At 51.2% G+C, this 24,650-nt stretch carries 24 protein-coding genes and 2 pseudogenes; 8 read left to right on the forward strand and 18 right to left on the reverse strand.

The window, feature by feature from the left end:
* Window positions 1–67: 67 nt before the first annotated feature.
* Together BN2762_RS08040 and BN2762_RS08045 are read left to right on the forward strand one after the other, a co-directional pair.
* Window positions 68–1,069 carry an alpha/beta hydrolase gene (locus BN2762_RS08040; protein ID WP_055106521.1) on the forward strand — a complete coding sequence of 334 codons (1,002 nt, stop codon included), beginning with the start codon at window positions 68–70 and terminating at the stop codon, window positions 1,067–1,069.
* A 94-nt stretch (window positions 1,070–1,163) separates the two neighbouring features.
* Window positions 1,164–2,417, forward strand: a complete 1,254-nt coding sequence (locus tag BN2762_RS08045) for a Fe-Mn family superoxide dismutase (RefSeq protein WP_055106522.1) — start codon at window positions 1,164–1,166, stop codon at window positions 2,415–2,417.
* Window positions 2,418–2,513: 96 nt separating this feature from the next.
* Here BN2762_RS08045 and BN2762_RS08050 read toward each other — a convergent pair whose 3' ends face one another.
* Window positions 2,514–3,581, reverse strand: coding sequence for a bifunctional 3-deoxy-7-phosphoheptulonate synthase/chorismate mutase (locus BN2762_RS08050; protein WP_055106523.1), 1,068 nt, complete (start codon window positions 3,579–3,581; stop codon window positions 2,514–2,516).
* Window positions 3,582–3,987: 406 nt separating this feature from the next.
* Window positions 3,988–5,211, reverse strand: a complete 1,224-nt coding sequence (locus tag BN2762_RS08055; protein ID WP_055106524.1) for a DUF418 domain-containing protein — start codon at window positions 5,209–5,211, stop codon at window positions 3,988–3,990.
* Window positions 5,212–5,374: 163 nt separating this feature from the next.
* Here BN2762_RS08055 and BN2762_RS08060 point away from each other — a divergent pair, with 163 nt between their 5' ends.
* From BN2762_RS08060 to BN2762_RS08070, 3 genes are read left to right on the forward strand one after another with little or no spacing between them, the layout of a single operon-like run.
* Entirely contained in the window at window positions 5,375–6,070 is a 696-nt protein-coding gene (locus tag BN2762_RS08060) for a response regulator transcription factor (protein ID WP_055106525.1), read from the forward strand.
* Window positions 6,067–7,524, forward strand: coding sequence for a sensor histidine kinase (locus tag BN2762_RS08065; protein ID WP_055106526.1), 1,458 nt, complete (start codon window positions 6,067–6,069; stop codon window positions 7,522–7,524). The genes BN2762_RS08060 and BN2762_RS08065 overlap by 4 nt, the downstream gene beginning before the upstream one ends.
* Window positions 7,525–7,555: 31 nt before the next feature.
* Window positions 7,556–7,831 (forward strand): hypothetical protein, encoded by a 276-nt coding sequence (locus BN2762_RS08070; RefSeq protein ID WP_055106527.1) that lies wholly within the window; start codon window positions 7,556–7,558, stop codon window positions 7,829–7,831.
* A gap of 67 nt (window positions 7,832–7,898) precedes the next feature.
* Here the strand turns inward: BN2762_RS08070 and folE are convergent, their stop codons facing one another.
* The 3 genes from folE to BN2762_RS08085 form a co-directional block, all read right to left on the reverse strand.
* Window positions 7,899–8,492 carry a GTP cyclohydrolase I FolE gene (folE, locus tag BN2762_RS08075; RefSeq protein WP_055106528.1) on the reverse strand — a complete coding sequence of 198 codons (594 nt, stop codon included), beginning with the start codon at window positions 8,490–8,492 and terminating at the stop codon, window positions 7,899–7,901.
* A gap of 69 nt (window positions 8,493–8,561) precedes the next feature.
* Window positions 8,562–8,795: a YneF family protein gene (locus BN2762_RS08080; RefSeq protein WP_055106529.1), complete on the reverse strand. Its 234-nt coding sequence runs from the start codon at window positions 8,793–8,795 to the stop codon at window positions 8,562–8,564.
* 273 nt (window positions 8,796–9,068) lie between these two features.
* Entirely contained in the window at window positions 9,069–9,629 is a 561-nt protein-coding gene (locus BN2762_RS08085) for a TetR/AcrR family transcriptional regulator (protein ID WP_055106530.1), read from the reverse strand.
* 167 nt (window positions 9,630–9,796) lie between these two features.
* Here BN2762_RS08085 and BN2762_RS08090 point away from each other — a divergent pair, with 167 nt between their 5' ends.
* Window positions 9,797–10,726, forward strand: coding sequence for a ketopantoate reductase family protein (locus tag BN2762_RS08090; RefSeq protein WP_055106531.1), 930 nt, complete (start codon window positions 9,797–9,799; stop codon window positions 10,724–10,726).
* 198 nt (window positions 10,727–10,924) lie between these two features.
* Here the strand turns inward: BN2762_RS08090 and BN2762_RS08095 are convergent, their stop codons facing one another.
* The 5 genes and pseudogenes from BN2762_RS08095 to BN2762_RS08120 all read right to left on the reverse strand — a co-directional run bounded on the left by BN2762_RS08095 (window position 10,925) and on the right by BN2762_RS08120 (window position 15,709).
* A complete protein-coding gene (locus BN2762_RS08095) occupies window positions 10,925–11,953 on the reverse strand; it encodes an HD-GYP domain-containing protein (RefSeq protein WP_055106532.1) in 1,029 nt (342 codons plus the stop codon).
* Window positions 11,934–13,876, reverse strand: a pseudogene (queG, locus tag BN2762_RS28310) (tRNA epoxyqueuosine(34) reductase QueG). Before queG ends, BN2762_RS08095 begins: the two are co-directional and overlap by 20 nt.
* 62 nt (window positions 13,877–13,938) lie before the next feature.
* A complete protein-coding gene (gene rnhA / locus BN2762_RS08110; protein ID WP_055106534.1) occupies window positions 13,939–14,379 on the reverse strand; it encodes a ribonuclease HI in 441 nt (146 codons plus the stop codon).
* 24 nt (window positions 14,380–14,403) lie between these two features.
* Complete coding sequence (lepB, locus tag BN2762_RS08115; RefSeq protein ID WP_083484812.1) at window positions 14,404–15,066, reverse strand: signal peptidase I; 663 nt, start codon at window positions 15,064–15,066, stop codon at window positions 14,404–14,406.
* Window positions 15,067–15,277: 211 nt separating this feature from the next.
* On the reverse strand, window positions 15,278–15,709 hold the full coding sequence (locus BN2762_RS08120; RefSeq protein WP_055106535.1) for a GNAT family N-acetyltransferase: 432 nt from the start codon (window positions 15,707–15,709) through the stop codon (window positions 15,278–15,280).
* A 554-nt stretch (window positions 15,710–16,263) separates the two neighbouring features.
* Between BN2762_RS08120 and BN2762_RS08125 the strand changes: the two genes are divergently transcribed.
* Window positions 16,264–16,479: a hypothetical protein gene (locus BN2762_RS08125; protein ID WP_055106536.1), complete on the forward strand. Its 216-nt coding sequence runs from the start codon at window positions 16,264–16,266 to the stop codon at window positions 16,477–16,479.
* Between the two features lie 94 nt (window positions 16,480–16,573).
* Here BN2762_RS08125 and mutY read toward each other — a convergent pair.
* Window positions 16,574–17,885 (reverse strand): annotated as a pseudogene (gene mutY, locus BN2762_RS08130) (A/G-specific adenine glycosylase).
* Between the two features lie 19 nt (window positions 17,886–17,904).
* The gene (acpS, locus tag BN2762_RS08135; protein ID WP_055106537.1) at window positions 17,905–18,300 is read right to left on the reverse strand and encodes a holo-ACP synthase; all 396 of its coding nucleotides are present in this window, start codon (window positions 18,298–18,300) and stop codon (window positions 17,905–17,907) included.
* Between the two features lie 244 nt (window positions 18,301–18,544).
* Here acpS and BN2762_RS08140 point away from each other — a divergent pair, with 244 nt between their 5' ends.
* Complete coding sequence (locus tag BN2762_RS08140) at window positions 18,545–19,369, forward strand: alpha/beta fold hydrolase (protein WP_055106538.1); 825 nt, start codon at window positions 18,545–18,547, stop codon at window positions 19,367–19,369.
* Window positions 19,370–19,463: 94 nt separating this feature from the next.
* Here the strand turns inward: BN2762_RS08140 and BN2762_RS08145 are convergent, their stop codons facing one another.
* The 6 genes from BN2762_RS08145 to BN2762_RS08170 form a co-directional block, all read right to left on the reverse strand.
* A complete protein-coding gene (locus BN2762_RS08145) occupies window positions 19,464–20,660 on the reverse strand; it encodes an ABC transporter permease (RefSeq protein WP_055106539.1) in 1,197 nt (398 codons plus the stop codon).
* Window positions 20,657–21,346, reverse strand: a complete 690-nt coding sequence (locus BN2762_RS08150; RefSeq protein WP_055106540.1) for an ABC transporter ATP-binding protein — start codon at window positions 21,344–21,346, stop codon at window positions 20,657–20,659. Before BN2762_RS08150 ends, BN2762_RS08145 begins: the two co-directional genes overlap by 4 nt.
* Complete coding sequence (locus BN2762_RS08155; protein ID WP_230202458.1) at window positions 21,343–22,326, reverse strand: efflux RND transporter periplasmic adaptor subunit; 984 nt, start codon at window positions 22,324–22,326, stop codon at window positions 21,343–21,345. The genes BN2762_RS08150 and BN2762_RS08155 overlap by 4 nt, the downstream gene beginning before the upstream one ends.
* A gap of 100 nt (window positions 22,327–22,426) precedes the next feature.
* The gene (locus BN2762_RS08160; RefSeq protein WP_055106542.1) at window positions 22,427–23,074 is read right to left on the reverse strand and encodes a Yip1 family protein; all 648 of its coding nucleotides are present in this window, start codon (window positions 23,072–23,074) and stop codon (window positions 22,427–22,429) included.
* A 198-nt stretch (window positions 23,075–23,272) separates the two neighbouring features.
* Entirely contained in the window at window positions 23,273–24,082 is an 810-nt protein-coding gene (nadE, locus tag BN2762_RS08165) for an ammonia-dependent NAD(+) synthetase (protein WP_055106543.1), read from the reverse strand.
* Window positions 24,083–24,197: 115 nt separating this feature from the next.
* Entirely contained in the window at window positions 24,198–24,632 is a 435-nt protein-coding gene (locus tag BN2762_RS08170) for a BrxA/BrxB family bacilliredoxin (protein WP_055106544.1), read from the reverse strand.
* Window positions 24,633–24,650: the final 18 nt, after the last annotated feature.

Genomic DNA, 24,650 nt, shown 5'->3' on the forward strand with positions numbered 1-24,650 from the left:
ACTAGCCATTGATCCCGGATCCAAACCGGGCATATATTGTATTAATTCTATTGAGGAGGGGAAGAACATGAGTCCAACAACCCGGAGTGATCTTCCCTTAAATTCAGGATTGAAAGACACTCCAGCACCACCGGCTGACTTACTGACGACACGGCATATCAGCTTCAAGCATATTTTAGTCGCACTGCTGTTATCCGCTCTATTTTTTCTGCTGTTCTGCTTCATTGTTCTGCACGGCTATATCGCCTGGGTACTGTCCAATCCGAACGTAGCTCCGCTGTATTCCAACCCGAAGCTATCCAAGAATCTGGCCTATGAGGACGTTCTCTTCCCGGCAGCCGACGGCAGCCGGTTGATGCAGGGCTGGTATATTCCTTCCGAGAATTCCCGCAAGACCATCGTCTTCAGCCATGGGTACGGCGCGAACCGGGAAGAGCCTTGGGTGCCGATGTATGACCTGGCGCACTATGCGAACCGGCTTAATTACAATGTCCTGATGTTCGACTATGGCTTTGCCGCCCAGAAGAGCAAAGAGGTCGCCACCGGCGGCAAGAAAGAAGCCGAGCAGCTGCTGGGAGCGATCAACCTCGCCAAGCAGCGGGGAGCAGAGAAAATCATTGTATGGGGATTCTCGATGGGTGCAGGGACGGCTCTGCAAGCCGCCTTGACGAGCGAGGATATCGACGGCATGATTCTCGACAGCACCTTCCTGCTGGAGCCGGATACGATGTATCATAACATCCGCCAGCATATCGATCTGCCGCGCCGCCCTTCTCTTGAAATCATCGGCCTGCTGTTGCCTGTACTAAATGGCACCAGCATGCGCCAAATCCCGTATACGGAGGTCAAATCGAAGGACTACCCCTTCCCGACCCTCTTCATTCACGGCACAGAGGACGACAAAGCTCCTTACCCGATTGCCGAGAAATTGGCCGGGAATCAGACGAACGAGGCATCCGAGGTATGGATCGTGGAGGGCTCGCATCATGAAATGATTTTCCGGGAGCACCCGAAGGAATATTTGCGCAAAGTGTCCATGTTCCTTAGCCGGACCGAAACAGCCGAATAATCGGCTTAGACCAGGCTCGCAGTCCGATAGCATAGGCCAACCCCTCAATTGCATAAGCTGTTTATGGCAATCAATCGAGAAGGAGGCTAACCCGATGCTATTGGTTTACGGGCCTTATTTACCTGTCCGCATTCTGGAAGAAATCCGCTTCTGGAAGCAGCAGGAAAGCGAGCATACCGATGTTATCAAAGCGATCGTTCCTGGACTTGAACCTTATTATGTCCAGCTGTTGAATGATTGGAAGAAGGTTTTCGACGAGACAACGCATGCGGCCAATCAACTGCTCAAATACGCCTTGTCCTCACAGGAGGCGGCTTGCGACCCGAAATTGATCCATCAGACCGAACGTTTGTTGGACACGTCGTTTCGCCAGTCCCAGGAATTCATAAGGCAGCTCTATTACATCCTGGAATGCAGCGAAGCGGCCAAATCTGTTCCACTGGCCAACACAGTACTGCTCCATATTATCCGCGAGTCTGAGTATTTCCTGGGCGTACTCGAAACGTTGAACTCTCCCGGCGCGATTAAAAGAAACGCAGAAGAGCTTCCAGAAATCGCCGACCTGCAGCAAGCCGTCCCTTCCCATTTCCAGCCTTTCAGCATGGATTCACCAGAAGCCTCGTCCCAACCGGCCACTGCAGCGGAAGCTGATTGGGAGCCGGGTGCCCTCGGGAACACCTCCTCCCCTAACTTTATAGAGGATTCCCGGAAATCGGACGATCCCGTACCGATCGGCGGTCACAGGCTGCCTCCTCTACCCTACCCCTACAACGCATTAGAGCCGCATATCGATGAGAAAACAGTACGAATCCACCATGATATTCACCATAAGAGCTATGTCGACAACTTGAACAAGGCGGAGAAAAAACTCCAGGAGGCCCGAAAATCAGGCAATTTCGATCTCGTGAAGCATTGGGAGCGGGAGCTGGCCTTTAACGGTGCGGGCCATTATCTCCATACGATCTACTGGGACACGATGAATCCTCAAGGAGGGGGCAAGCCCGGGGGCGAGCTGGCCGAACAAATCCGCAGGGATTTCGGCAGCTACGATGCCTTCAAGAATCATTTCACCAATGCCGCCGAAAAAGTGGAGGGCGGAGGCTGGGCGATACTCGTCTGGAGCCCTCGCGCTCACCGGTTAGAGATTTTGACTGCGGAGAAGCATCAGAATTTATCGCAATGGGATATCGTTCCCCTTCTCGCGCTCGACGTCTGGGAGCATTCGTACTATCTCAAGCACCAGAGCGAACGGGCCAAATACATCGCCGATTGGTGGAAGGTCGTCTATTGGCCGGAAGTAGCGGAAAGATTCGAAAAGGCGAGAAAGCTGAAATGGCAGCCATTTTAACTTAATATCCACAAGCAAAAAGGCTGCCTCTCGGAACCTCTCCGAAAAGCAGCCTTCCTCACTCCTTCATAGCTTACCTTTTAAAAACCACAATGTTTACAGCAATCCCGACTTCTTCACGCTTGCCAGGAAATCATGGAATTCCGGAATATTCAGCTGCTGCGCCGCATCGGAGAGCGCTGTTGCCGGATCAGGATGCACCTCAACCATGACACCGTCTGCGCCTGCAGCTAGAGCCGCTCTGGCACAAGGGGCCAGGATGTCTTTGCGCCCTGTGGAATGCGTCACATCCACGAGCACCGGAAGATGCGTTTCTTGCTTCAGAATCGGCACCGCCGAGATGTCCAAGGTGTTTCTCGTAGCCTTCTCGTACGTCCGTATACCGCGTTCAATTAGCATGACCTGCGTATTACCGCGGGAAACGATGTATTCCGCAGCGTGTACGAATTCATCGATCGTAGCCGCGAGACCACGCTTCAGCAGCACTGGTGTCCGAACGTTGCCTGCCGCTTTTAGCAGCTCAAAGTTCTGCATGTTCCGCGCACCAATTTGAATGACATCAATGTATTCGCACGCAATTTCAATATGCGCTGGATCCACAATTTCACTAATCGTCTTCAGCCCGAACTCGGACGCCACGTCCTTCAGAATTTTCAGGCCATCGATGCCCAAGCCCTGAAAATCGTAGGGCGATGTTCTCGGTTTAAACGCACCGCCGCGCATGACCGTCATCCCCGCTTGCTTCAAGGCCGCTGCAACCTGGCGCACTTGTTCATAGCTTTCAACCGAGCACGGCCCTGCAATCATTACCGGTGTACCGCCGCCAATCACCGTGCTGCCCAGCTGAACCAGCGTATCTTCCTGCTTCTTCTTCCGGCTGACCAGCAGATGCTTCTTATGATCGACCTGCTGCAGCTTCAACGATGCCTGAAAAATCTGTTTGAACAAATGACGTACTGTCTCATTATCGAAAGGACCTTGGTTATGCTCCACCAGAGCATCCAGCATTTTTTTCTCGCGCACCGGATCAAAAGCAGGAACGCCCTGTTTTTGCTTCTCCTGACCAATCTCCTGGGCGATCCGCGCCCGCTCCGACAACAGTTCCAGCAGCTGCAGATTCACCGAATCCAGCTCTGATCTTAATTGTTCCAAACGTTGACTCATTTACATTCTCCTCTCCCCATTTTCCAGTGTATAAAACAAAAAGACCCCCGCCCGGAAAGGGACGAGGAGTCGTGGTACCACCCTTATTAGATATGCCGAAATAAGCAGGCAAATCTCACTTGAACCTCTTAACGCAAGGGTTACGGGTAAACCTACCCTCTGCACGAAGCATGCAGATTATCAGCCTACCAGCTCCGGAATGAACTTCAGCGGAGAACCTTCGCCCGGGCGCTCTCAGTCGGTGGCAGCCCTTTCCTGTCAGGAACGTTCTTTCGCTTACTCTTTCCATCATCGCTTGTTTGAACATATTGTGTTGATGAATTTAGAAGCATTGTATTACACCCCGGAACAAAATTGCAAGGCTTTTATTTAAAGCTTAGGTGCATTGATGCAGTGAAGATTTAAATCATGGTGCTTCACGAACAGCAGCAGCCTTCCCTTTCTCGCCTTGACTCAGCGGATTTCCCCAATAAGTGAACAGACGCCAAACATATTCGAGGGGTCCGATCGGAAGCCAATTGAACCAAACCCGGCTAAGTACCGCTTGCAGAGCAAAAATGCCGGCAGCAATCAACATTTGCAAGGCCGGTTCGACCTTTCCATACCAGCCCAGACCGTAGCTGTAAAAGATTAATCCGCAAAGAACCGATTGAAGCAGATAGTTTGTGAAGGCCATTTTTCCAGGGTAGGAAAACCAATGGAGCACCTTCTTCCAGCGCTTGTTTTGATATAAAAGTGCAAAAATTCCGATATAGGCCAGAGCCAGGAGCGGCGCCCCTACGAACAAGGCTACCGCCTCGCCCCAGAACGGAAGCCCTTTCTTCGCCAGCGATAGAATGAGCTGAAGCACAAGACCGGCGCTTCCGCCAAGGATGACCAGCCGGAGGATTCCCTTCCGGTTCTCCTGAACCTTATGCAAGAATCGGCGTTTGCAGAAGTAGGCGCCCATCAAGAACATGCCTAATATTTGCGGGTAAAAGAGCAGCATATTAAAGATCGAGCCAATATAATCATTCACCCGCTGAATGGTCATCTGGGCAACGGTCCCCGCTCCGTAAATAGCGGCATCCTTCTCTTGGTAATAGACCCCGATCTGACGGGCATCCGCTTGGCTGATCGGCTCAAGCGCCTGGCTTGCAGTGCTGCTCAACAGACTTGCGCCCGTCACCAGGACGGGAACGATCAACAGCAGGATCAATGACCAAATCAGCATCGTTCTCGGCTTGCAGCGTTGAAATAGCATAAGGAGAAAGCCCATAAGCGCATAGTGTGTCAGAATGTCTCCATACCAGATGAAGATTCCATGGATTAAACCGAACAATAATAAAGCCGTTAATCTTCGGAAATAAATGCGGTTGAAGCTTCTTCCTTTGGCCTGACTGCTCTCCTGCAGCAATACCATCCCAAAACCAAACAAGAAAGAAAAAATAAGTACAAATTTGCCGTCAATGACTATCCCGCGCAGCAGCTTAGCCAGCTCATTATACCAGCCAGGCCATAAATCAACCCCATATGAAATCGTCTGAAGCGACGTTGTGAAAAAGGTGACGTTGACCAGAATGATTCCTAATAGCGCAAATCCCCTTAAGCTGTCTATCATCTCTATTCTTGATTGTGATTTCATTGCCATCCTCGTGCCTCCTTATCATGATGCCTTAAGGTTAAGGTACAATCATAAAGAAAGGATAAAGATGTACATATTGAACTAATTAGACTTTCTTTTATCCATTCTTTAGAATTGACGTGTACAATAACAAGATAGACCTGTTTATAGCTAGTTCTTGGAGGATGTAATGGATATGGCAAAGGAAACGATTCTATTGGTGGATGATGAAGAAGAAATCATTGCTTTTATACAAGATGCGCTGGAGCTTGAAGGCTATCGCGTACTTACCGCCGGTAACGGGCGGGATGCCCTAATCCAGAGCCAACAGCAGCCCTCGCTGATCATCCTTGATGTGATGATGCCCGAGATGAACGGCATTGAAGTATGCGAGCAGCTTAGGGAAACGACGCAATGTCCCATTGTGTTTCTTAGCGCCTGTCAGAGTGAAGTAGACCGTATTAGGGGGCTGGCCGCGGGCGGGGATGATTATCTGCTCAAGCCCTTCAGCCTCGCTGAATTAAAGGCCAGAATCCATGCCCATCTGCGGAGAGAGCAGAGAATCCATATGCAAAAAGAACAAGGCGTCCTTCGATTCCCATCCCTGACGATCGATTGCAAGGGACATACCGTGAACTGCAATGGACACAACATTCCCCTTACGAATAAGGAGTATCGGATCGTAGAATTATTGGCCATGCATCAGGGGCAGGTCTTCTCTAGAGAACAAATCTATGAGAAGTTATGGGGATTTGACGCAGAGGGGGACGATTCGACGATCACGGAGCATATCAAGAAAATCCGGGCCAAGCTGGCTGCCCGCGCCCAAGACCGTACTTACATTCAAACCGTCTGGGGCATCGGCTACAAGTGGGATCCCAAATGACCAAACAACGCTCCATAAAAAATACGTTTGCCCGACACTTTGCCTCCATTCTAGCCTGCAGCTTGCTGGCTACACTTATAACCTGGGGATTTCTTGTGCTGCTGCTTGGCTACTTGTTCAACCATGACAATCTGTTCCCGGCGAATCATTACGAAGCGCAAATTCCCGTCATTTCAGAGTACGCGAAAACCCAAGGCGATTCTATCATGAGCACGCAGGGACAAGCGGGTCTGGAAAAAGTGATCCCCTCACAAGGCATAAACTACCTAGTTGTGTCGCCTGCGGGTGAAATCTTATACGGGGATCTAGAAATTACAGAATCACTTACCCGGCAGAAGCTCCTGGCTCGCTTGAACCAGACGCACAGCAGCCTCAATCAGTTCGTTAAATATATACCGGTGATGTCCCGGAACGGAGAATTCATAGGCGCTCTTCTGCTGGGATATCACCTCAAAGTGACGGCAGCCAATCCAGCGCTTAACCCCGTCGTAACCTTCGGATTCCTGACCTTTTTCCTAACGCCATTTCTATATATCATTTTGTTCACCTTCCTATTCGGAAGGCGGTTCAGCCGGATGATCAACGCTCCATTACAGCAGCTTCTGCAAGGAGCTGAAATGATTAAAGCGCAAAATTTACGCTTCTCCATGACCGGGACTTCACCCATAACGGAAGTAAACCGTCTGACGAATGCTTTCGAAGACATGCGGCAGGAGCTGGAGCATTCCATTGAGCGGGAATGGCGAATGGAGAAAGAAAGAAGCACCATGTTTGCAGCGCTCGCCCACGATCTGCGTACGCCGCTTACGATTATTCAGGGGCATGTCGAGGGCATGGAACAGATGGAGGGGGAAGCCTATGCGGACAAAAGAGCGCAATATCTGCAGGTTATCCGGCGCAATACCATCCGCGCTTCAAAGCTCCTGCAGGATATGAACACCATTGCGGAGCTTGAGAAGATGTCGTTCCGGCTCCAGCCGCTTCCCGTGGATATTGAAGAATTTGCGGATCATAAAACCGTGGAATATGCGGCCTTATGCAAGGATAAGAAGATAACTTTCCATACTGAGGTTAACGATTACCGAACGGTCAAAAGTCCTGTTATCTTCGATCCGTATCGCATCATCCAGGTTCTCGATAACCTCGTGTCGAACAGCATCCGGTATACGCCTGAAGCCGGACGGATTCACTGGCGCATTGAAATCACCGGGCAGCAGGTGATGATGTCTATCACGGATAATGGAACAGGTTTTGCACAGCCGGAGGATCTGCAGCAGGCATTCAAGCAGTTTTATCAGGGGAATCACTCATCCTCGAGGCAAAAAGGACACTCGGGGCTTGGGTTATATATCGCCAAGCTTCTGATTCAGCATCATGGAGGACAGATTTGCGCCGAGAACAATGCAGCTTGCGGGGCGACGGTACGCTTTACCTTCCCGCTTCAAGACACATAAGCTATCCAAACTGGATGAAGGAGGGTTAGCGATGGAGCCAGAGAAATATGACTATGAGAATAAAATCCCCCGTATTTCCGTTCTTCAAGAGTTTTCCTGGAGTGTAGCAGGCTCGTATTTGCGTTTTTTAAAGGGGACAGGGGAAAATATAGAGGAGGTCTCAAAACCGTTCTACCGGCAATTTAAACGGGAATTAGACCAAATGCTGATGATTGACCTGTTTAAATTGTCCATCGAGGAATTAGATAACCTGTTAGATTACTGGAAAAGCGTTAATGAGTTGATAGAAAAATTTAAGAGCAAATAAAAAACACGCCATGAAGGCGTGTTTTATTTTTAGGATTTTAAGCGCAGAGAGAACATTCTTTCAGTCACTATTCCTTAATCAGCGACAAGAATTCTGCCCTGGAAGCCGCATCGGAACGGAACGTTCCCCTTACGGCCGAGGTCACCGTCTTGCTCCCCGGCTTCTTGATGCCGCGGGCACACATGCAGAGATGCTCGCCTTCCACGACGACCATCACACCTTGCGGCTTCAGAACCTCGTCCATAATATCGGCGATTTGCGACGTAATGCGCTCCTGCACCTGCAGTCGGCGGGTAATCGCCTCCACCAAGCGGGCCAGCTTGCTCAGACCGGCAATTCTGCCGCTCGGGATATAGCCGATATGCACCTTGCCGAAGAAAGGGGCCGTGTGGTGCTCGCATTGACTGTAGTACACGATATCCTTTACGATTACGAGTTCTTCATGGTTCTCCTCGAACGTAACTCCAAGCACATCGCGAGGATCTACTTCGTAACCGCCGTATATTTCTTCGTACATCCGGGCTACCCGTGCCGGTGTATCGATAAGGCCTTCCCGCTCAACATCTTCACCAATCAGTTTCAATATTTCGCGGACATGGTGTTCAATCTTCTCCCGGTTGGCTCCAACCTGGGTATTTACATAATCTTTGACGCCTGCCACTCGCGCCTCCTCCTTCCTGTTCTCCCTATCCAGGGAGCAGAGTGTGTCTGGTTGTAAATAGGCTACCTATTATTTCTTCTTGCGGCGGCCCTGAGGCTGCGGCATGCCCTGCTTCTTCATCATCTGCTGAGCTCGCTGCATTTGCTGCCCGTTCAAATTGTAGCCCATTTGCTTGGCCATCTTCTGAAGCATCTGCGGATCATTCTGCATCTTCATCAATTGCTGACGCAGGTAGAACACGCCAATGAAGAAACCGCCGACCAAGCCGACGATGAGTGTAATAATAGGAATTACGTAATTCATGGTTCAGCCACCCCTGTATTATAATCGAATGTTCCATTCTCGTTGTGGTATGCATTCACACCTCAAGATATAATATCATTTCCGCAACATACCTAGCAAATTTATCTTTAAAAAATTGGCTATTCGGAATTTGTGGTGGAATAGCGGACCCTGTAGTTATATCAATATATCGGATTATATAGTGGAAAAACCTACGCCGAAAAATAATCATTGGCACTTATTATTGGGAGCTTGTTGAGTCGTATCGTGATGTTGCAAATTTAAGTAATTATATTAAGGCTCCCCCAGCAGATTCAAATTATGCTCCAGAATCATCATCAATTGATCCACCATTTCCGACGGAGTGTAAGGCATTGATTTAATAATCCACCATTCCACCAGACCGGCCACTGCAATGGTTAGAAATTGGGTGAGGATTTCCCGGTTCATGCTCGGGCCGATGCCGTTGCTTTTGATATGCTCCTCGATACTTATTTCCATCATCGCCATCATTCGCTTTCGGAATGCGGGAACTCCTTTGCTCGTCATGAGCGTGGAGTAAACTAAGGCGTGGTGCTCCAAAAATTCGAATGTGCGAAGCAGTAAAGCTTTGGACGGGACCTTACCTGGTTCCCCGTCAGGTATACAACTTTCATACAATAACTGCAAGTACGTTTCGATGCACTGTTCCAACAGGTCGTACTTATCCGTAAAGTGCAAATAGACAGTCCCTCGGTTTACATTCGCCCGGTCCGCGATGGCATGTATCGTGATCTTCTCAAAGCCGCGCTCCTCAATTAGCCCGATAAAAGCTTCCATAATGGCCTGTCTTGTTTTTAGAATACGTCTATCCAATTGTCTCTCTGCTCCCTTTTAGACAATCAAAGCCCATTTGTTGAATTTTCAACAGAATCAAAAATATTACCCATTGATCCGTAGTTTAGTCAGATGCTAGTTTAATTGTAGTCGACAAACGTTTTAAATACAACAAATGTTCATTAAACGAAAAGAGAGGATACCACATGAGAGTATTGGTTTATGGAGCAGGTGTCATAGGCAGTTATTTAACCCATGTTCTTGAACGTGGCGGCAATGATGTGACCATATTGGCCAGAGGAAAACGGGCAGAGGAACTGGAGAAAGAGGGACTTGTCATTCGTCATTATTTTCAGCGGAAAACGACGGTAGATCGGATTCGTGTCATCCGGACTCTGGACACGGACGATAATTATGATCTCATCTTTGTTGTCATGAAATATACGGATTTTTCGGCGGTTCTGCCTATATTGGCCAACAATAAGAGCCGAAATATCGTAATCATAGGGAATAATACAAATGCCCATGATATGCAAAATTATTTGAATGAGCATAGTGATATACCCAAAAATATCGCCTTCGGGTTCCAAACTAGCGCGGGAAGCCGTGAAAACGGGCGGATTGTCTGTATCCGCGGAGGCGGTGGACAGATGGTACTCGGTGGACTGGAAGGCCCGATTCCTTTTAAAGCCGATCTCGATCAAGTGTTTTCGAAAACCAAGTACAAACTTGTCTATCACGAATATATAGACGCATGGCTGAAGAATCATATCGTGCCTATTATTGCGCTGAACTTTGTAACGGTTATACACGAGCGCCAAATGAAAAAAATCGCTAGGGACGACAAGTTGTTGCGGCAAATGATCGCGGCTATGGACGAAGGCTTTCGCGTGTTGGAGGCCCTGGGTTATCCTCTAACGCCGGCCGCACAAGCTTCGCTTATCCGCAAACGGCCAGCGCTGATGCGCCTGGCTATGAAAATTTATCATATTTTGCCGATCAGCCGACTGGTTGACGGGTCCATAGGCGAAATTGTGGCTTTAAGCCGCGTGTTTCACCTTTGGAAGGAACAGACCCGCGTCCCTACTCCCCACTGGGATTCGCTGGAAGTGCGGTTTAATGCCAAGTTAAGCTGATATAATAAGTTTTACCTAAGAAGGAATATTAAAATACGGTCTACATTTTTAAAGAGAAACAGTTAAGTCTATTTTGATGAACAAAAGGTAGCCATCCTCTCTCAGCATTGCCTTCGATCTTTCCACCTTGATTGAGAAATTGGAGAAGGGCAAATTATAGGCCCTTTTCCACCATAAAATCCGAATACCCTAAAAGTTTTAAGCTAATACCGCCTCAATAAAAGTCGTCGTCTCTACGGCGAGATCCACTTCCTTAACATCCAGATCGTCTCCCGAGCCGCGTATGACGCGAATGACAGGACGCCCAGGCAGTCCCCGGTGCTGGCGCACGACGACCCCTGTCTCCTTCGTCGAGAGGCGAACGGCCGTCCCGTTCGGATAAACCGAGACGATTCGCGTAAACTCAACCAGCACCTCGTGATCCAGCTCATTCTCGGAGGAGGCCATCAGCCGTTCGCATGCTTCGTGGGGAAGTATGGGACGCCCATTGCTGCCGCCGATCAGGTTATCATACCTGTTGGCCACCGCTACAATTTTTGGGAAAAGATGAATCTCTTCACTTTCCAGACCGCGCGGCAGACCGGTGCCGTTCAAGCATTCATGATGCTGAAGGGCCGTATGAGCGATCAGCAGATTGAACTCGCGCTTATTCTTCAACACCTCGAAGCCTCTCCAGGTATGATGGTATTCCATTTCATTTTTGGCTGCTCCCTCTGGGAGGGGATTCACCTTGCCGATATCATGAAGCAAGGCGCCGATCGCCAAATCCTTGAGCTGCGAATAATTAAGCCCCATATTAAGTCCAATCATCGAAGACAGCAGACATACATTAACTGCATGAAGATAATCGCTGTTATCAGAGGTGCGAATATCCGTTAATTGAAGCAGTACCCCCCGGTGATTCAGGATGTCCTCCAGAAGCGCGTCCACGCTGACGCTGACTTTTTTCGTGCTCCAATCCTTGCCTGATCTTACCGCCTCCAGCGTATGGCTCATCTCCTTGAAGACCATGTCCTTCGTGGATTCGCTGAGCACCTCTTCAACTTCAACATCCTCATAATGGGGATCTTTAATGTAAATCATCGTAACGCCGATCCGCTTCAACGTATTAATCATGTAGACCGTAAGCTGGACCCCAGCCGACAGCAGCACCGTTCCATTAGAAGAATACACCGTTTTGCCAAGGTATTGGCCCGGTTCGATATCCTCAACACTCATGAATCTCATGAATAATCCCCCTTGGTGTCCTAGTCGCCTGATGCCCATGTACCGGCAGATGCTGCCGTTCCAAAGAGAGCAGGCTTTCTTTGATGGATAATCCCCCTCCGTATCCGACAAGGGCTCCACCGGAGCCTATCACGCGATGACAAGGAACGACGATGGGCAGCGGATTTTTATTGTTGGCGCCGCCGACGGCCCGGACGGCCTTAGGCTGGCCGATCCTCTCGGCAATCGATTTATAGGAGACGGCTGTGCCGTAGGGAATTTCGAGCAAAGCTTTCCAGACCTTGCGCTGAAATTCCGTACCGCGCATATCCAAGGGCAAATCGAAGCTGTCCCGCTTCCCGGCGAAATATTCGCCAAGCTGAGTGACGGCTAGAGACAGCGCCTTCTCAGCATGCGTATATTCCGCTCCGGGATAATAACGATCGGCCCATTTCCCGAGAAAATCCACCCGGTCTGCAAATGAGCCGAATTCTATGTGGCACAGCCCATGCTCGCTCGCACATAGCGTAAGCAAGCCAATAGCCGAGTCGATTTCCGTATAATACAAATACGGCGCTGTTGTCGCTATAGCTTTTGCTTTTGCTTTTGCTTTTGCTTTTGCTTTTGCCTTTACTTCAGCTGTTGCTTCTTCTCCCACTTCAGCTGTCAATTCTGCTTCTGCTTCAGCATTTGCTATAGTTTCCGCATTCGCTTTAAGCTTCCCTTTCACCTCATCACTTCCTCCGATCGCGCTTCGTCCCCTTCCAATGCTTCCTTGGCCCGGTACAAGCGTGCAAGCACTTCCTCGTCCTTCTCAGCAGCGATGGCCTGGTTGACGGCTTGAAGCGCCGTCTCACCGCCGATCCGGCTCAAGGACCAGGCTGCCGTCCCCCGCAGAACCGGCCTTGGATCATTTCGCATGATATCTATTAATTTCGGCAAGGAGGCCTTATCTTTGAAGTTCCCCAGCGCAATTACCGCATTCCGCTGGATCGGCTTCTTCCCTCTCCAGGCGGCGGCGCTTGCCCCGAAGCGCTCCTTGAACTCGCGGTTGCTCAGCTCGAGGATCGGGAGGAGCAGCGGTTTAACCGTCTCGGGATCAGGCTGCAGCTCCGGCCGGTGGCTCCAGGACTTGCCCTTGTTCTTCGGGCATACCATTTGACAGGTATCGCAGCCATACAGGCGGTTGCCGATCTTCCTCATGAACTCGTCCTCCAGGAAGCCCTTCGTCTGGGTCAGAAAAGAAATGCACCGCTGCGCATTCAATTCCCCGGGACCCACTAGGGCACCCGTCGGGCAAGAATCAATGCACTTCGTGCATTCGCCGCAGTCCTCGGTAACCGGCGTATCCGGCTCAAACGGTATATTCGTGATCAGTTCGCCAAGATAAATCCATGAACCCCATTTTGGTGAAATAACCATACAGTTCTTCGCCTTAAAACCGATGCCGGCCCGCTCTGCCACGGCACGATCCACTAACGCTCCCGTATCTACCATACTTTCGATGCGTGCCCCTTCTACCCGCTGCAGGATGAATTCCTCCAGCCGGGCCATCGCCTCGCGCAGCACCGTATGATAATCCTGCCCCCAAGCCGATCTGGCGAGAATCCCCCGGCGCTTGCCGGGCTCGGACTTCGGCGGATCTTTCAGCTTGGAAGGGTAGGCTACCGCGATCGAAATCAAAGAAGCCGGACGCTCAAGCGACAATTCCGGGTATACCCTTTTATCAATGTCAGGCTCCTCAAACCCGGATTCATAGCCCTTGGCCCGGCGGTCGAGAAGTACGTTCTTTAATGATAGGAACGGATCGGCCGAGGCGAATCCGATATCATCGATCCCCATAGAATTCGCGGCATCCTTGATCTCCTGCTTAAGCCTGGACCAATCCTGCGGGCTGCTGTACCGGCCTCGTCTTCCTTTAGCAACAGGCTGCGCCTCCGTCATCTCCGATCCCTCCTTAGCTGTAATAGTCTAGTCCGATATATTCAGCGTTCCCTCACGCCTGTTTAACGGGACATTCGCTTGATGGCTTCCCTCGCCAAAAAATCACAGTGATTATTCAGCTCATTATCGCTGTGCCCCTTGACCTTGATATATTCGACCTGATGGATCTGCATCAGGCGCCATAATTCCTGCCACAGCTCCTGGTTCTCAACCGGCTGGTTCTTGCTGTTCTTCCAGCCGTTTCTAAGCCAATTTCGGATCCAGCCCTGCTTGAAGCAGTTGACGACATAAGCGGAGTCGCTGTACACTTTCACGCGGCATGGCTCTTTGAGCTGCTCCAGGGCTGAAATGACCGCCTGGATTTCCATCCGGTTATTCGTCGTTAACGGCTCGCCGCCCGACAATTCCTTGCGGTGCCCGTTATACATCAATACAGCCCCCCAGCCCCCGGGTCCGGGATTGCCAGAGCAGGCGCCATCCGTATAAATCGTAATCTCCTTCACGAAATATCCTCCATGCTTTGTATTTTACAAGCCTCTTATTTTAGTGATCGGCCAGAACACGAACTCTGCACGTCCGACGATATCCTTCTTCTTCACACTGCCGAAGCTGCGGCTGTCCTTGCTGCGGCCGTAATGGCGGTTGTCGCCCATGACGAAGTATTCGTCCTCTCCAAGCCGGATTTCCGCCAAATCCTGATCCTCAATCTGCACGTCGGTATAAGGTTCATTCAGGGCTTGTCCGTTTACATATAACACATGATCCCGAATTTCAACCGTATCGCCGGGCACAGCCACGACCCGCTTAACGAGATAATGCTTCTTGTCCGGGCCCATGCTGGGATCCTTCAGCACCACGACATCGCCGCCGCGGGGCGGTGAGAAATAATAGACGATTTTATCCACGAATAACCGTTCCCGCTCTTCCAGCGTCGGCTGCATCGATTCCCCCTTCACCATCGACAGGTTGAACACGAACATATTCAGCACCAGCATAATAATAAAAGCGACTGCGGCCGTTTTGCATAAATCCCATAGCTCGCGGACCCATCTCTTCTGAAGAACGGACTCCCTCGCCTCCACGGAAGAATGCTCCCCCGCTTCCTCATAATCCTTCTCTGCATGACTTCGCTTATGAACACGCTCCGGGAGCTCGGAATTCCGATGTTCTGGTGGAATGTTTGGCTTCATGCTGCACCTCTTCTATACATATAATTCGTTAAAATCCATTCGAACCGAACTATGCCTCTATTCTCGAATAATCCGACGGATCAAACGTAGGCATAATAATAGAAAAGCATATCTATCGCCCAATTGCAACGGACGGAAGATATGCTTCTTCATCACATGAGATCATTTTCCAATTTAACCGCCATGCGGCATTGGATTTATTTATAGAACCTTACAGCGAACGGACTGCTGCAATGCCCAAATTATGGAACGCTTCCAGAAACTTGCTTGCTCCGTATCCCATTGCTTCATAGAGCGGCATAACGGCCTTGTTGTGTTCATCGCCAGCAACAACGATTCGGCGAACGTTGCGCTGCTGGAAACGCTGCTCCATAGCGCTAACCAGTTTCTTGCCATACCCTTGACGACGGTATTCGGGATGAACCGCAGTCCGGTAAATGCAGCCGAGATTATGATCGATCGTGCCGATCAATACCCCAACGATTTCCTCATCGGCTTCTGCAACCATGATTAATTCCGAATCCCAGGACAATTGTCTGGCAAAAGCCCGCTTAGTGTCTTCGTAGCATTGCTCTGATAAGGACACCTGCAGAAGCTCCATCACTTGATTGGCATCACTCAACTGGAAGGAACGAATACGCATGCTATGATCTCCCTTTTCCTTTGCTTTGATAGATTCATGTAAAACACACGGTCCATTTTTAACATCCAACGAATAATTAAATCTAGACAAAAACCGAGGAAAAACTCCTTACTTGTCCATTAAACCATAATAATCAAGGAAATACACCATTTTTCTTCTGAAAGCGCTTTATATTAAGCGTTTACATTATTTTTTGATAAAAATTATACTAGTATTGGAAATGAAAGTGCATAATCTAAGACCTTCTGCCCCAAACTAATTGTTAACGCTGAATCAATGGCTAGTGAAATATCATAGATATGTTAAGAGAGTTTAAACGGATAATGTCGAAAGATTGTGTCGAAAAGGATTTGCAGCGGGGTCAATAATTGTCGAAAAAGTTATACGGCCAATGCACTCCATTTGAAGGTCGCTTGAACCTGTCACACATTATAGCATACTCCGCGCCGATTGCGGGACAAGCTTAGGGCTTTTTTTAATTCGACATCAAATTCGATTGAAAAAGAGCGCTTCGGGTAATCTTAAAATATACGACCTTGAAAGGAGGTACTACCTTGACCGACGACAGGTCCAAACCGTTAACCAATGATCCGCAAGAGCTCCTGAACTCCAAGCACGAGGCGGACAAGCACAAATCGCAATTCAGCAGCTTCGTCCGCAGCGTTAGCGGCGAAGCTCCAATGGAAAAGGGACAGGTCGTTGAACCGCAGCACCGGGAGACCGACCAGCAAAATAACATGAAGGACGTAGAGAACCGGATGCTCGAGTAGCGGGCCAGCCCAGTCATAACAGACACTTATAAAAAAGCAGGCCAAGAACACGCGATTCCTGGTCTGCTTTTAATTGCTGGTCTGCTATTATTCTTTATCTCTGATTCTTCCCACTGAAATATTGATGAAGAATCTTTATAAATACATTGGGAAAAGCCAAATTATCCATGTCTTCCGCCGTAATCCAGCGGTACTCCCCAGCCCGCTCCCCTTCATCCAATGAAGCCTTCGTCTCCGCCACAGCAAACAAGGCTTCGGGCTGGGCCGCAGCTTTCCAGGTCTCGGGCTTGACCGCGTTCGGGGCCATGGGCTTAGCCGAAGCATGCGCCGGCTCAGGCTCGGCTGATGCGTTCGGGATTTCGTGCTTCGCCGCCGCCCATTCAGCAAAGCCGGCCAAAGCGCTCAGCGCAGCGGCCTCCTGATAGCGGAAGACGCGCAAATGCCAATGAATATGGCTAAAAATATGCTCCGCCGCCATAAAAGGCCCTTCCGGCCGGACGTACATCCCTTCCTCGGCAAGCGCTCCCGCCATGCGGGTCATCGCCGCTCCGTCCGGCAAATCGGCGCCCTCGCCAGGCTTCGCTGCCGCCAGGACATGGGGCAGCTCCCACATCCGCGCGAGCAGCCCCGTGTCCGGCCGCCAGCACGCGCCCCTCCCTGTCGCCCTCGCCTTCCACGAGGGCGACGAGCCGATGCTCGGGACGCGGCGGCTTCGCCTTGCTCTTCAGCGGCAGGCGGAGCTCGGCGCCCTCCAGGCGCGCCGAGCAGTGCGCCATGACCGGGCAAGTCAGGCACTGCGGTGCCTTCGGGGTGCAGACCAGCGCCCCCAGCTCCATCAGCGCCTGATTGAAATCGGCTGCCCGGCCTGCCGGAATGAGCGACGCCGCGAGCCCTTCCATCAGCGCGCGCGTACCCGTCTTCATAATATCCTCCTCTATGAAGAAATAGCGGGAAAGCACACGCATCACATTGCCGTCCACGGCCGGCTCCGGCTGATTGAAGGCGATGCTCAAAATCGCGCCTGTCGTATAAGGACCAACGCCTTTTAACGCAGCAACGGACGCCTTATCGTTCGGCACCTGGCCCCCGTGGCGCTCCATCACCTGCCGGGCAGCCGCCTGCAAATTCCGGGCCCGGGAATAATACCCGAGCCCCTCCCAGCATTTCAGCACGTCCTCTTCCGGCGCCTCGGCCAAGCTCGATATCGTCGGAAAGCGCTCGATGAACCGGAGAAAGTACGGAATCACCGTATCCACGCGGGTCTGCTGCAGCATGATTTCCGATATCCAGATATAATAGGGATCGCGATGCCGGCGCCACGGCAGATCCCGCTTCGACCGCTCATACCAGGACAGCAGCTCCGCACTGAAATACGTCCTGCTCTCCTTGCTCCATTTCTCTTCCATAATCCAGTAGTTCTCCCCTTTACTGCACTCTCTCTATGACAACGAACGCAGACGCCAGCTGACGCTCATGCGTAATGCTAAGATGCACGGCATAGGCTGCTGGTCCTTCAGACAAGCCAAGCCGCTGCCATGCCTCCTGAGCTAGCACTGCGTGAGGCTTCCCCTGAGCATCCGGCAGGATCGACATGTCCGCAAAGCCCAGTGCCTTGCCGATGCCGCAGCCGAACGCTTTGCTGATCGCCTCCTTGGCAGCGAACCGCCCGGCCAGAAATTCTGCGGGGCGCGAAGCGCTCCCGGGCAGCTTAAGCTCAGCCGGAGTCAGCACACGCTTCATCAGCCTCTCCCCCGCTGCGCCGTCCAGAATTTTTCGTATCCGCTCTATTTCAACCACATCATGGCCTATGCCATATATCAACACTACCACTTCCTTCAAGAAGGACTGAATCCGCGCTCTTGTCCTGGTTCACGAATCCCTCCACAATTGTAACAGGGAACCCCTTATGAAGCGAGCTTTTAACGCGGGAGCAAGGCAGCAGCAACATTAATCCATAAGACTGGTAGGAGCCAGGCGTCCGCAGGTGAATCCGATTCAATATGTTATAATAACAAAAAATAGAGATTAACCGACTCAAACCTGTCACGAAAGGATGCGTTTGATCATGCCTATGGATTTCAACATTCCGCTGGAAGGCGGTCATTTGCTGCAATGCACCAGGTTCCCCGCTCAGAAAGAAGCGGCAAGCCTCGTTATTATCGCTCACGGATACAAAGGCTTCAAGGACTGGGGCATGTTCCCTTATGTCGCCGAGCAGCTGAGCAAGCATCACGAGGTAGTCACGTTCAATTTCTCCCACAATGGCATTGGCGGCAACCCCTTTGAATTTACGGAGCTGGAGCGGTTCGCAATGAATACATATGAACGGGAGATTGCCGATCTCGGCGCGCTGCTTGCCCATTTGAGACAGGAGGAGAAGCTGCGCTCCCTGCCGCTCTTCCTGCTCGGACACAGCCGAGGGGCAGGCGTCAGCCTGGTGTACGCCCTCGATCATCCGGACGACGTAACCGGGGTACTGTCCTGGAACGGAGTAACGAATCTCGACGTGTTCACCGAATCCCAGAAGAAGGAGATGCGCGAGAACGGACGCAGCTTCGTCATGAACGGACGGACAGGGCAGCAGATGCCGCTGGACGTTGCCATCCTTGAGGATATGGATCGTCAGAAGGAGCGCTACGACATCCTAGGCCGCATTCCCTCGGCTTCCTTCAAGATCGCCTTGATTCAGGGCTCGGAGGACGGGGCTCATCTGCGGCAGGGCTCAAGCCGGCTGGTATCCATCCGGCCGGATATACCCTGGATCCACATTCCAGGAGGCAATCATACGTTCAATACCGTCCATCCCTTCCAGGGGACGACTCCTCCGCTGGAAGAGGCTATCAAGGCAAGCCTATTGTTTATATCCCAGACGTTATCCGCCGTTAGATAAATCGCACAACAAGAAGCCGGGCCGCTCCGTTCCATACGGAGAGCCCGGCTTCTTGTTTCACCCATCGGATCAAGCTGTATTCGCCAGCAGTTCTCTATTCATAACGCAATGCCTCGATCGGATGCAGCTTGGAGGCTTTGTTCGCCGGGTACAACCCGAAGAAAATACCCACAGCCGCCGAGAATCCGAACGCCAGCAGAATGGCCCATAGCGAGACGACGAACGGCCAGCCCGATAGCGTCGAGAAGATAAAGGCCGCTCCGAGTCCCAGCAGCGCGCCAGCCGTTCCGCCGATAAAGCACAGCACGACCGCTTCGATCATGAACTGCAGCATAATCGTGCCTGGTGTAGCCCCGATCGCTTTGCGGATACCGATCTCCCGCGTCCGCTCCGTGACCGATACGAGCATGATATTCATAACGCCAATTCCGCCGACCAGCAAGGAAATTCCGGCAATCGAACCAATGATCGTCTGCAGAATCGAGAAGGTGCTGGATACCATCTCCTCCGCTTCCTTCCCGGTCTGGGACATATAGGCGTTGACATCTACATTATTCAGGTCAGCAAGCCACTTCTTCACCCGCTCCACCGTCTCATCGAGCTTCTCCGGGGAGGCTACCACCTCCAGCGCCTGGAAGCGCTCGCCCTCTCCGTTCTTCCCCGGAGGCATAGCCGTAATCGGCGCAAATGCGGAATATTGCTCTCCTTGAAGTCCGCTGAGAATGGAATCCTGCGGCTTATAGACGCCGACGATACGGAATGTTCCTTCCGAGAGCGCGATCTTCCGCCCAACGGCTGCCCTTTCCGAGCCATACACCTTCTCGGCGAATTTATTGTCTACCACAGCAACCTTCTGCCTGCTCCGCTCCTCCTGGGAGGTAAAGAAGCGTCCCTCAACGACATCGATCTTCTGCATCTTATTCGTTTGGGAGGTTGTTGCCGTAATGGTAAAGCGAAGCGTGTCCTTCTTGTGCTTCATCGTCATAGAATACGGCAGGGACGACGATGCGTATTTAACGCCCTCGAGCTTGCGAAGCTCCGTTAAGTCGCGAAGGCGAAAATCTGTTCGGCCGCTTTCGGTACTATCCATCTGATTCGGATAAACAACGAAATAACCGTCTTCATAAACAGACACGATGGACAAAATGGAGCTCTGGCCAGCCTGGCCGATCGATACAACCGTGACCACCGCTGCGACCCCGAACACGATCCCGATCATCGTGAGGAACGAACGAAGCTTGTTCAGCCTTAGATTGTCAAGTGCGACCCATATGCTCTCCCATATGCTCATATGACCACACTTCCTTTGCGTGTATCTTTGAGCATCTGCCCATCGCCGAAGAGCAGAATCCTGTCCGCATGCTCCGCAATATCAGGCTCATGGGTAACCAGCACGATGGTCGTACCTTCCTGATGAATTTCTTTGAATAATTCCATGATTTCATGGGATGATTTCGTATCCAGGTTACCGGTTGGCTCGTCCGCAAGAAGGATCGGCGCATTCATTGTCAAGGCTCTGGCAATGGCTACCCGCTGACGCTGTCCCCCGGACAGCTCGGTCGGCTTATGCTTGACGCGCCCCTCTAGCCCGACTTTCTTAAGCAGCTCAAGCGCCCGTTCATTCCGCTGCTCGCGGCCGATCCCTGCGTACATCATAGGCAGGGTTACGTTCTGCAGCACCGTCTGCCTTCCAAGCAGGTTAAAGCTTTGAAAGACGAAGCCGATTTTCTGGTTGCGAACCCGGGCCAGCTGCTCCTCGTCCAAAGTATGAACCTCTTCGCCGTCCAGCACATACTCCCCTGAACTAGGTACATCCAGACATCCGATAATATTCATCAACGTAGATTTGCCGGATCCTGACGAACCCATAATCGCCACGAATTCTCCCTGCTCCACCTTAAGGTTAAGCGGCTGCAGGGCCTGCACTTCCAGCTCGCCATTCTTATAAATCTTCGAAATGTCCTTTAAAGTAATCATCGCAGCTTCACCTTATCGCCGTCTCTGAGCTGCTTCGCTCCTTCCGATACGACGCTTTCTCCCTTGGCGGCGCCGGATACGATCTCAACGTACTCTTCATTCTCTTTCCCGGTCTTCACTTCTGTTCTGACCGCGATGCCGTCCTGAATTTTGAATACATAGGCGTTATCTCCTTCATATTGAACCGCATCCAGTGGAAGAAGCAGCCGCTCTTTGTCCGGTACTACCAGCTCAATGGTCACATTGTATCCGGGACGAAGCTCGGGCGATACCCGGCTAAGCTCTACCGTCATCTCAACGGAGGCATCTTTAGAGGTCTGATCGGCCAGAACGGCGACCGGCGACATATAAGTAACTTCGCCCTCGTAGCTCTCCGTGATCGACTCCCCGGTAATTACAGCCTTCATCCCTTCGTGCACCTTGCCGGCATCCAGTTCATTAAGATTCGCCTTTACCTTAAAGGACGACAAATCTACAACAGTGGCAATCTGGCCGCCCTCCGTAATCATTTGCCCCGGATCGACCAGCACCTGCGTCAATACGCCCTCTTCCTTGGCAGTGACGACGCGGTTATTCAAGCGTTTCTCCAAGGATGCGATCGCTAATTTACTGCTCTGGATCCGCAGATCATAAGACGTTAAATCCAGCTCCTCGATTTCCGCCGCCGGATCCTCCGCTACCTGCTGCTTGAATGTGTCAAAATGCTGCTTCTTCGCATTGAGGCGCTCCGCTTCAATCATTTCGATGTTCAAGCGCTCCTTCTCAAGCTGCTCCTTGACGTCATCGATCTGCAGCGTCATCAGAACCTGCCCCTTCTTGAGCGTGTCCCCCTGCTTCACCTCGACCTTCTCGACAACTCCGCTGATCGGCGAATAAATATCCGTGCTCTTCCCTGCTTCCAGTTTGCCGCTAGTATAGATCTCCTCCGTGATGAGCCCTTCAATCACTTCGGTCGTCTCTACGGCTACAGCCTGGTTCATGTTCGCCATATTTACGATTACTAAAACAATGATCACTAAACCCAGTATGGCACCCCAAAACCACTTTTTCCTCAACAAATTAATCACCCTATCCTATGTACTAGACTGCTGGAGCCGTAAAAATCATAATAAGTGAATAAATCACCCATACCGCTACAATCCAAATCGCAATCTTCTTCCGAGGCCGCTGCATCATGATTGCCGCCCCCACTACATACAAATACAACCCCCAAATCGAGAACGGATTTACCAGCGAGAGAATTTTATACATCATCCCCGTCTTGTCCGCTACCAGCGCCCCAAGGCTCAGCGATACATCGCCAAGGGATTTGGCATCCATCGCAACAAGCAGTACAGACGTTAACAATGTACCGATAGCCGTCGGCAAGCCTGCATAAGCGGCCACACTAACGAACTGCATATATTTCCCTTCGCCGCGCACGATCAGGTTCAACAGGACAAGCAGGAGCGCGATAAGAAAGACCATGAAGATAATTCCGATAACGGCTCCGACATAGCTTGTTACAACGGTCATACCCAGCATCTGCTCGATCTGCGCAGGATCTATGTTCCCCATCTTTAGCCAAGTCTCTCTTGTAAAATCCAGCAAGTAAGGCATCTGTAAAGCGATCGAAACAAGGCTCATAATAATTGCAAGAATTGTAGGCAGTATCCAGGCTGCTTTGCTTCCCCTTATTCTTTCGAAAGTTTCTCCTGGCGAAGTAAAAATCGTAAATACATTCTTCAACGCTACTCCTCCCTTATTCTCCCAAAAAGTTTACTTGCTAAAATATACCATAATTTCTTCCAACACTCTAGCTATATATACGACTTAATCCAATAGAAAGATTCAACAAATTTTAAAGGAAGTTCAGCCTGGCCTATACTGCAGCAAAAAAGCCCCGTTCCTTAAGGAGCAGGACCTTTTTGATAATATCCCTCACTACTATATACATGGAATAGGACTGCGTTTATGCTCCGTTTTCATATAATTGGCTTCCAGCTTCCTCTGAATTCCGGATTCTACGGCTTTGCCCTCCAAATAGTCGCAGTTGTCTTCGTAGCTGACGCCCATTTCCTGTTCGTCGTTCTGTCCCGGCCACAGGCCGGCCGTTGGAGCTTTGCTGATCATGCTGTCCGGGACGCCCAGGGCGGCAGCGATTTGGCGTATCTGACGTTTATTCAATGAACCCAGCGGCATGAGATCAGCCGCTCCATCGCCCCATTGGGTATAGTATCCGGCAAGGGCCTCCGATGCATGGCTCGTTCCAACAACGAGTAGATTAAGCTCCTCGGCCAAGGCATACTGCATAACCATGCGGGCTCTGGCCTTGACACTTCCTTTGTTCGCTATGCTCAGATGCCTGAACTGTCCGAGGCTTCTCATCCCGTGCTCTGCCTCCAGAGCGATCTCATCCACGGTATCCTCGATATTCGTCTCCAGCGTATGCGCAAGTCCAAGTGCCTGGGCCGCCTCGTAGCTGTGCCCGATGTCCTCCTGCTCGCCGTAGGGCTGGAATACGCCTAATGCTATATACTCCATCCCGGTCTCCTGCGTCAGCTCATCCGCAGCCCGTTTGCAGAGCCCTGCCGCAACGGCGCTGTCCAATCCGCCGCTGATAGCGATCAATAGCCCGGTCGCCCGAGAGCTCTTTACATGATTTTTCAAAAAATCGACGCGCGCCGCAATTTCCTCATTCACGTTAATGCTCGGCTTGACGCCCAGCCGTTCAATGATTTCCCGCTGCAAGCTCATCCCTGCATCCCTCTTTCGCTCATAATCAAGTTCTACAATCCTCGTGCCTAGGCAGCATTAAAAAAGCCCCGCCAATCGGAAAAATACCGAAATCAGCGGGGCTTAACGAATCTCCTTAGCGGCAGAAACGGTCGAATGCGCTGGTCAAATCAGCGGCAATTTCCTCCGCCGAACGATCCTCGATTTGGTGGCGCTCGATAAAATGAACTAGCTCGCCATCCTTCAGCAGGGCAATGGAAGGAGATGAAGGCGGGTATGGCGCAAAATACTCGCGTGCCTTGGCTGTCGCTTCCTTATCCTGCCCGGCGAACACCGTATAGAGGTGATCCGGCGTCAAATCGTGCTGCAGCGCTCTGGCTACGCCCGGGCGGCATTGTCCGGCGGCACAGCCGCATACAGAGTTAACGACGACTAGGGCCGTCCCTTTCGCTGTCGGCAGCTTGGCCTCAACATCCTCCGGCGTTCTCAACTCCTGAATGCCTAATGAAGTCAGTTCGTCTCTCATCGGCTGAACCATATCGCGCATATATTGATCAAATGACATGGACATGTGCTTTCACTCCTTAAA

Origin of the sequence: Paenibacillus ihumii, assembly GCF_001403875.1 — a bacterium.
Lineage (GTDB): Bacteria > Bacillota > Bacilli > Paenibacillales > Paenibacillaceae > Fontibacillus > Fontibacillus ihumii.

Bases quoted from the DNA above. Each gene is read 5' to 3' on its own strand.
- lepB (WP_083484812.1), bottom strand. From the start codon at position 15,066: ATGAAGCCAAACATTCCACCAGAACATCGGAATTCCGAGCTCCCGGAG.
- BN2762_RS08090 (WP_055106531.1), top strand. From the start codon at position 9,797: ATGAGAGTATTGGTTTATGGAGCAGGTGTCATAGGCAGTTATTTAACC.
- BN2762_RS08040 (WP_055106521.1), top strand. From the start codon at position 68: ATGAGTCCAACAACCCGGAGTGATCTTCCCTTAAATTCAGGATTGAAA.
- BN2762_RS08050 (WP_055106523.1), bottom strand. From the start codon at position 3,581: ATGAGTCAACGTTTGGAACAATTAAGATCAGAGCTGGATTCGGTGAAT.
- BN2762_RS08120 (WP_055106535.1), bottom strand. From the start codon at position 15,709: ATGCGTATTCGTTCCTTCCAGTTGAGTGATGCCAATCAAGTGATGGAG.
- BN2762_RS08170 (WP_055106544.1), bottom strand. From the start codon at position 24,632: ATGTCCATGTCATTTGATCAATATATGCGCGATATGGTTCAGCCGATG.
- BN2762_RS08045 (WP_055106522.1), top strand. From the start codon at position 1,164: ATGCTATTGGTTTACGGGCCTTATTTACCTGTCCGCATTCTGGAAGAA.
- BN2762_RS08060 (WP_055106525.1), top strand. From the start codon at position 5,375: ATGGATATGGCAAAGGAAACGATTCTATTGGTGGATGATGAAGAAGAA.
- BN2762_RS08080 (WP_055106529.1), bottom strand. From the start codon at position 8,795: ATGAATTACGTAATTCCTATTATTACACTCATCGTCGGCTTGGTCGGC.
- BN2762_RS08150 (WP_055106540.1), bottom strand. From the start codon at position 21,346: ATGATTACTTTAAAGGACATTTCGAAGATTTATAAGAATGGCGAGCTG.
- nadE (WP_055106543.1), bottom strand. From the start codon at position 24,082: ATGAGCTTGCAGCGGGAAATCATTGAACGGCTGGGCGTCAAGCCGAGC.
- BN2762_RS08095 (WP_055106532.1), bottom strand. From the start codon at position 11,953: ATGAGATTCATGAGTGTTGAGGATATCGAACCGGGCCAATACCTTGGC.
- BN2762_RS08145 (WP_055106539.1), bottom strand. From the start codon at position 20,660: ATGAGCATATGGGAGAGCATATGGGTCGCACTTGACAATCTAAGGCTG.
- BN2762_RS08070 (WP_055106527.1), top strand. From the start codon at position 7,556: ATGGAGCCAGAGAAATATGACTATGAGAATAAAATCCCCCGTATTTCC.
- BN2762_RS08155 (WP_230202458.1), bottom strand. From the start codon at position 22,326: ATGAACCAGGCTGTAGCCGTAGAGACGACCGAAGTGATTGAAGGGCTC.
- BN2762_RS08065 (WP_055106526.1), top strand. From the start codon at position 6,067: ATGACCAAACAACGCTCCATAAAAAATACGTTTGCCCGACACTTTGCC.
- BN2762_RS08140 (WP_055106538.1), top strand. From the start codon at position 18,545: ATGCCTATGGATTTCAACATTCCGCTGGAAGGCGGTCATTTGCTGCAA.
- BN2762_RS08055 (WP_055106524.1), bottom strand. From the start codon at position 5,211: ATGGCAATGAAATCACAATCAAGAATAGAGATGATAGACAGCTTAAGG.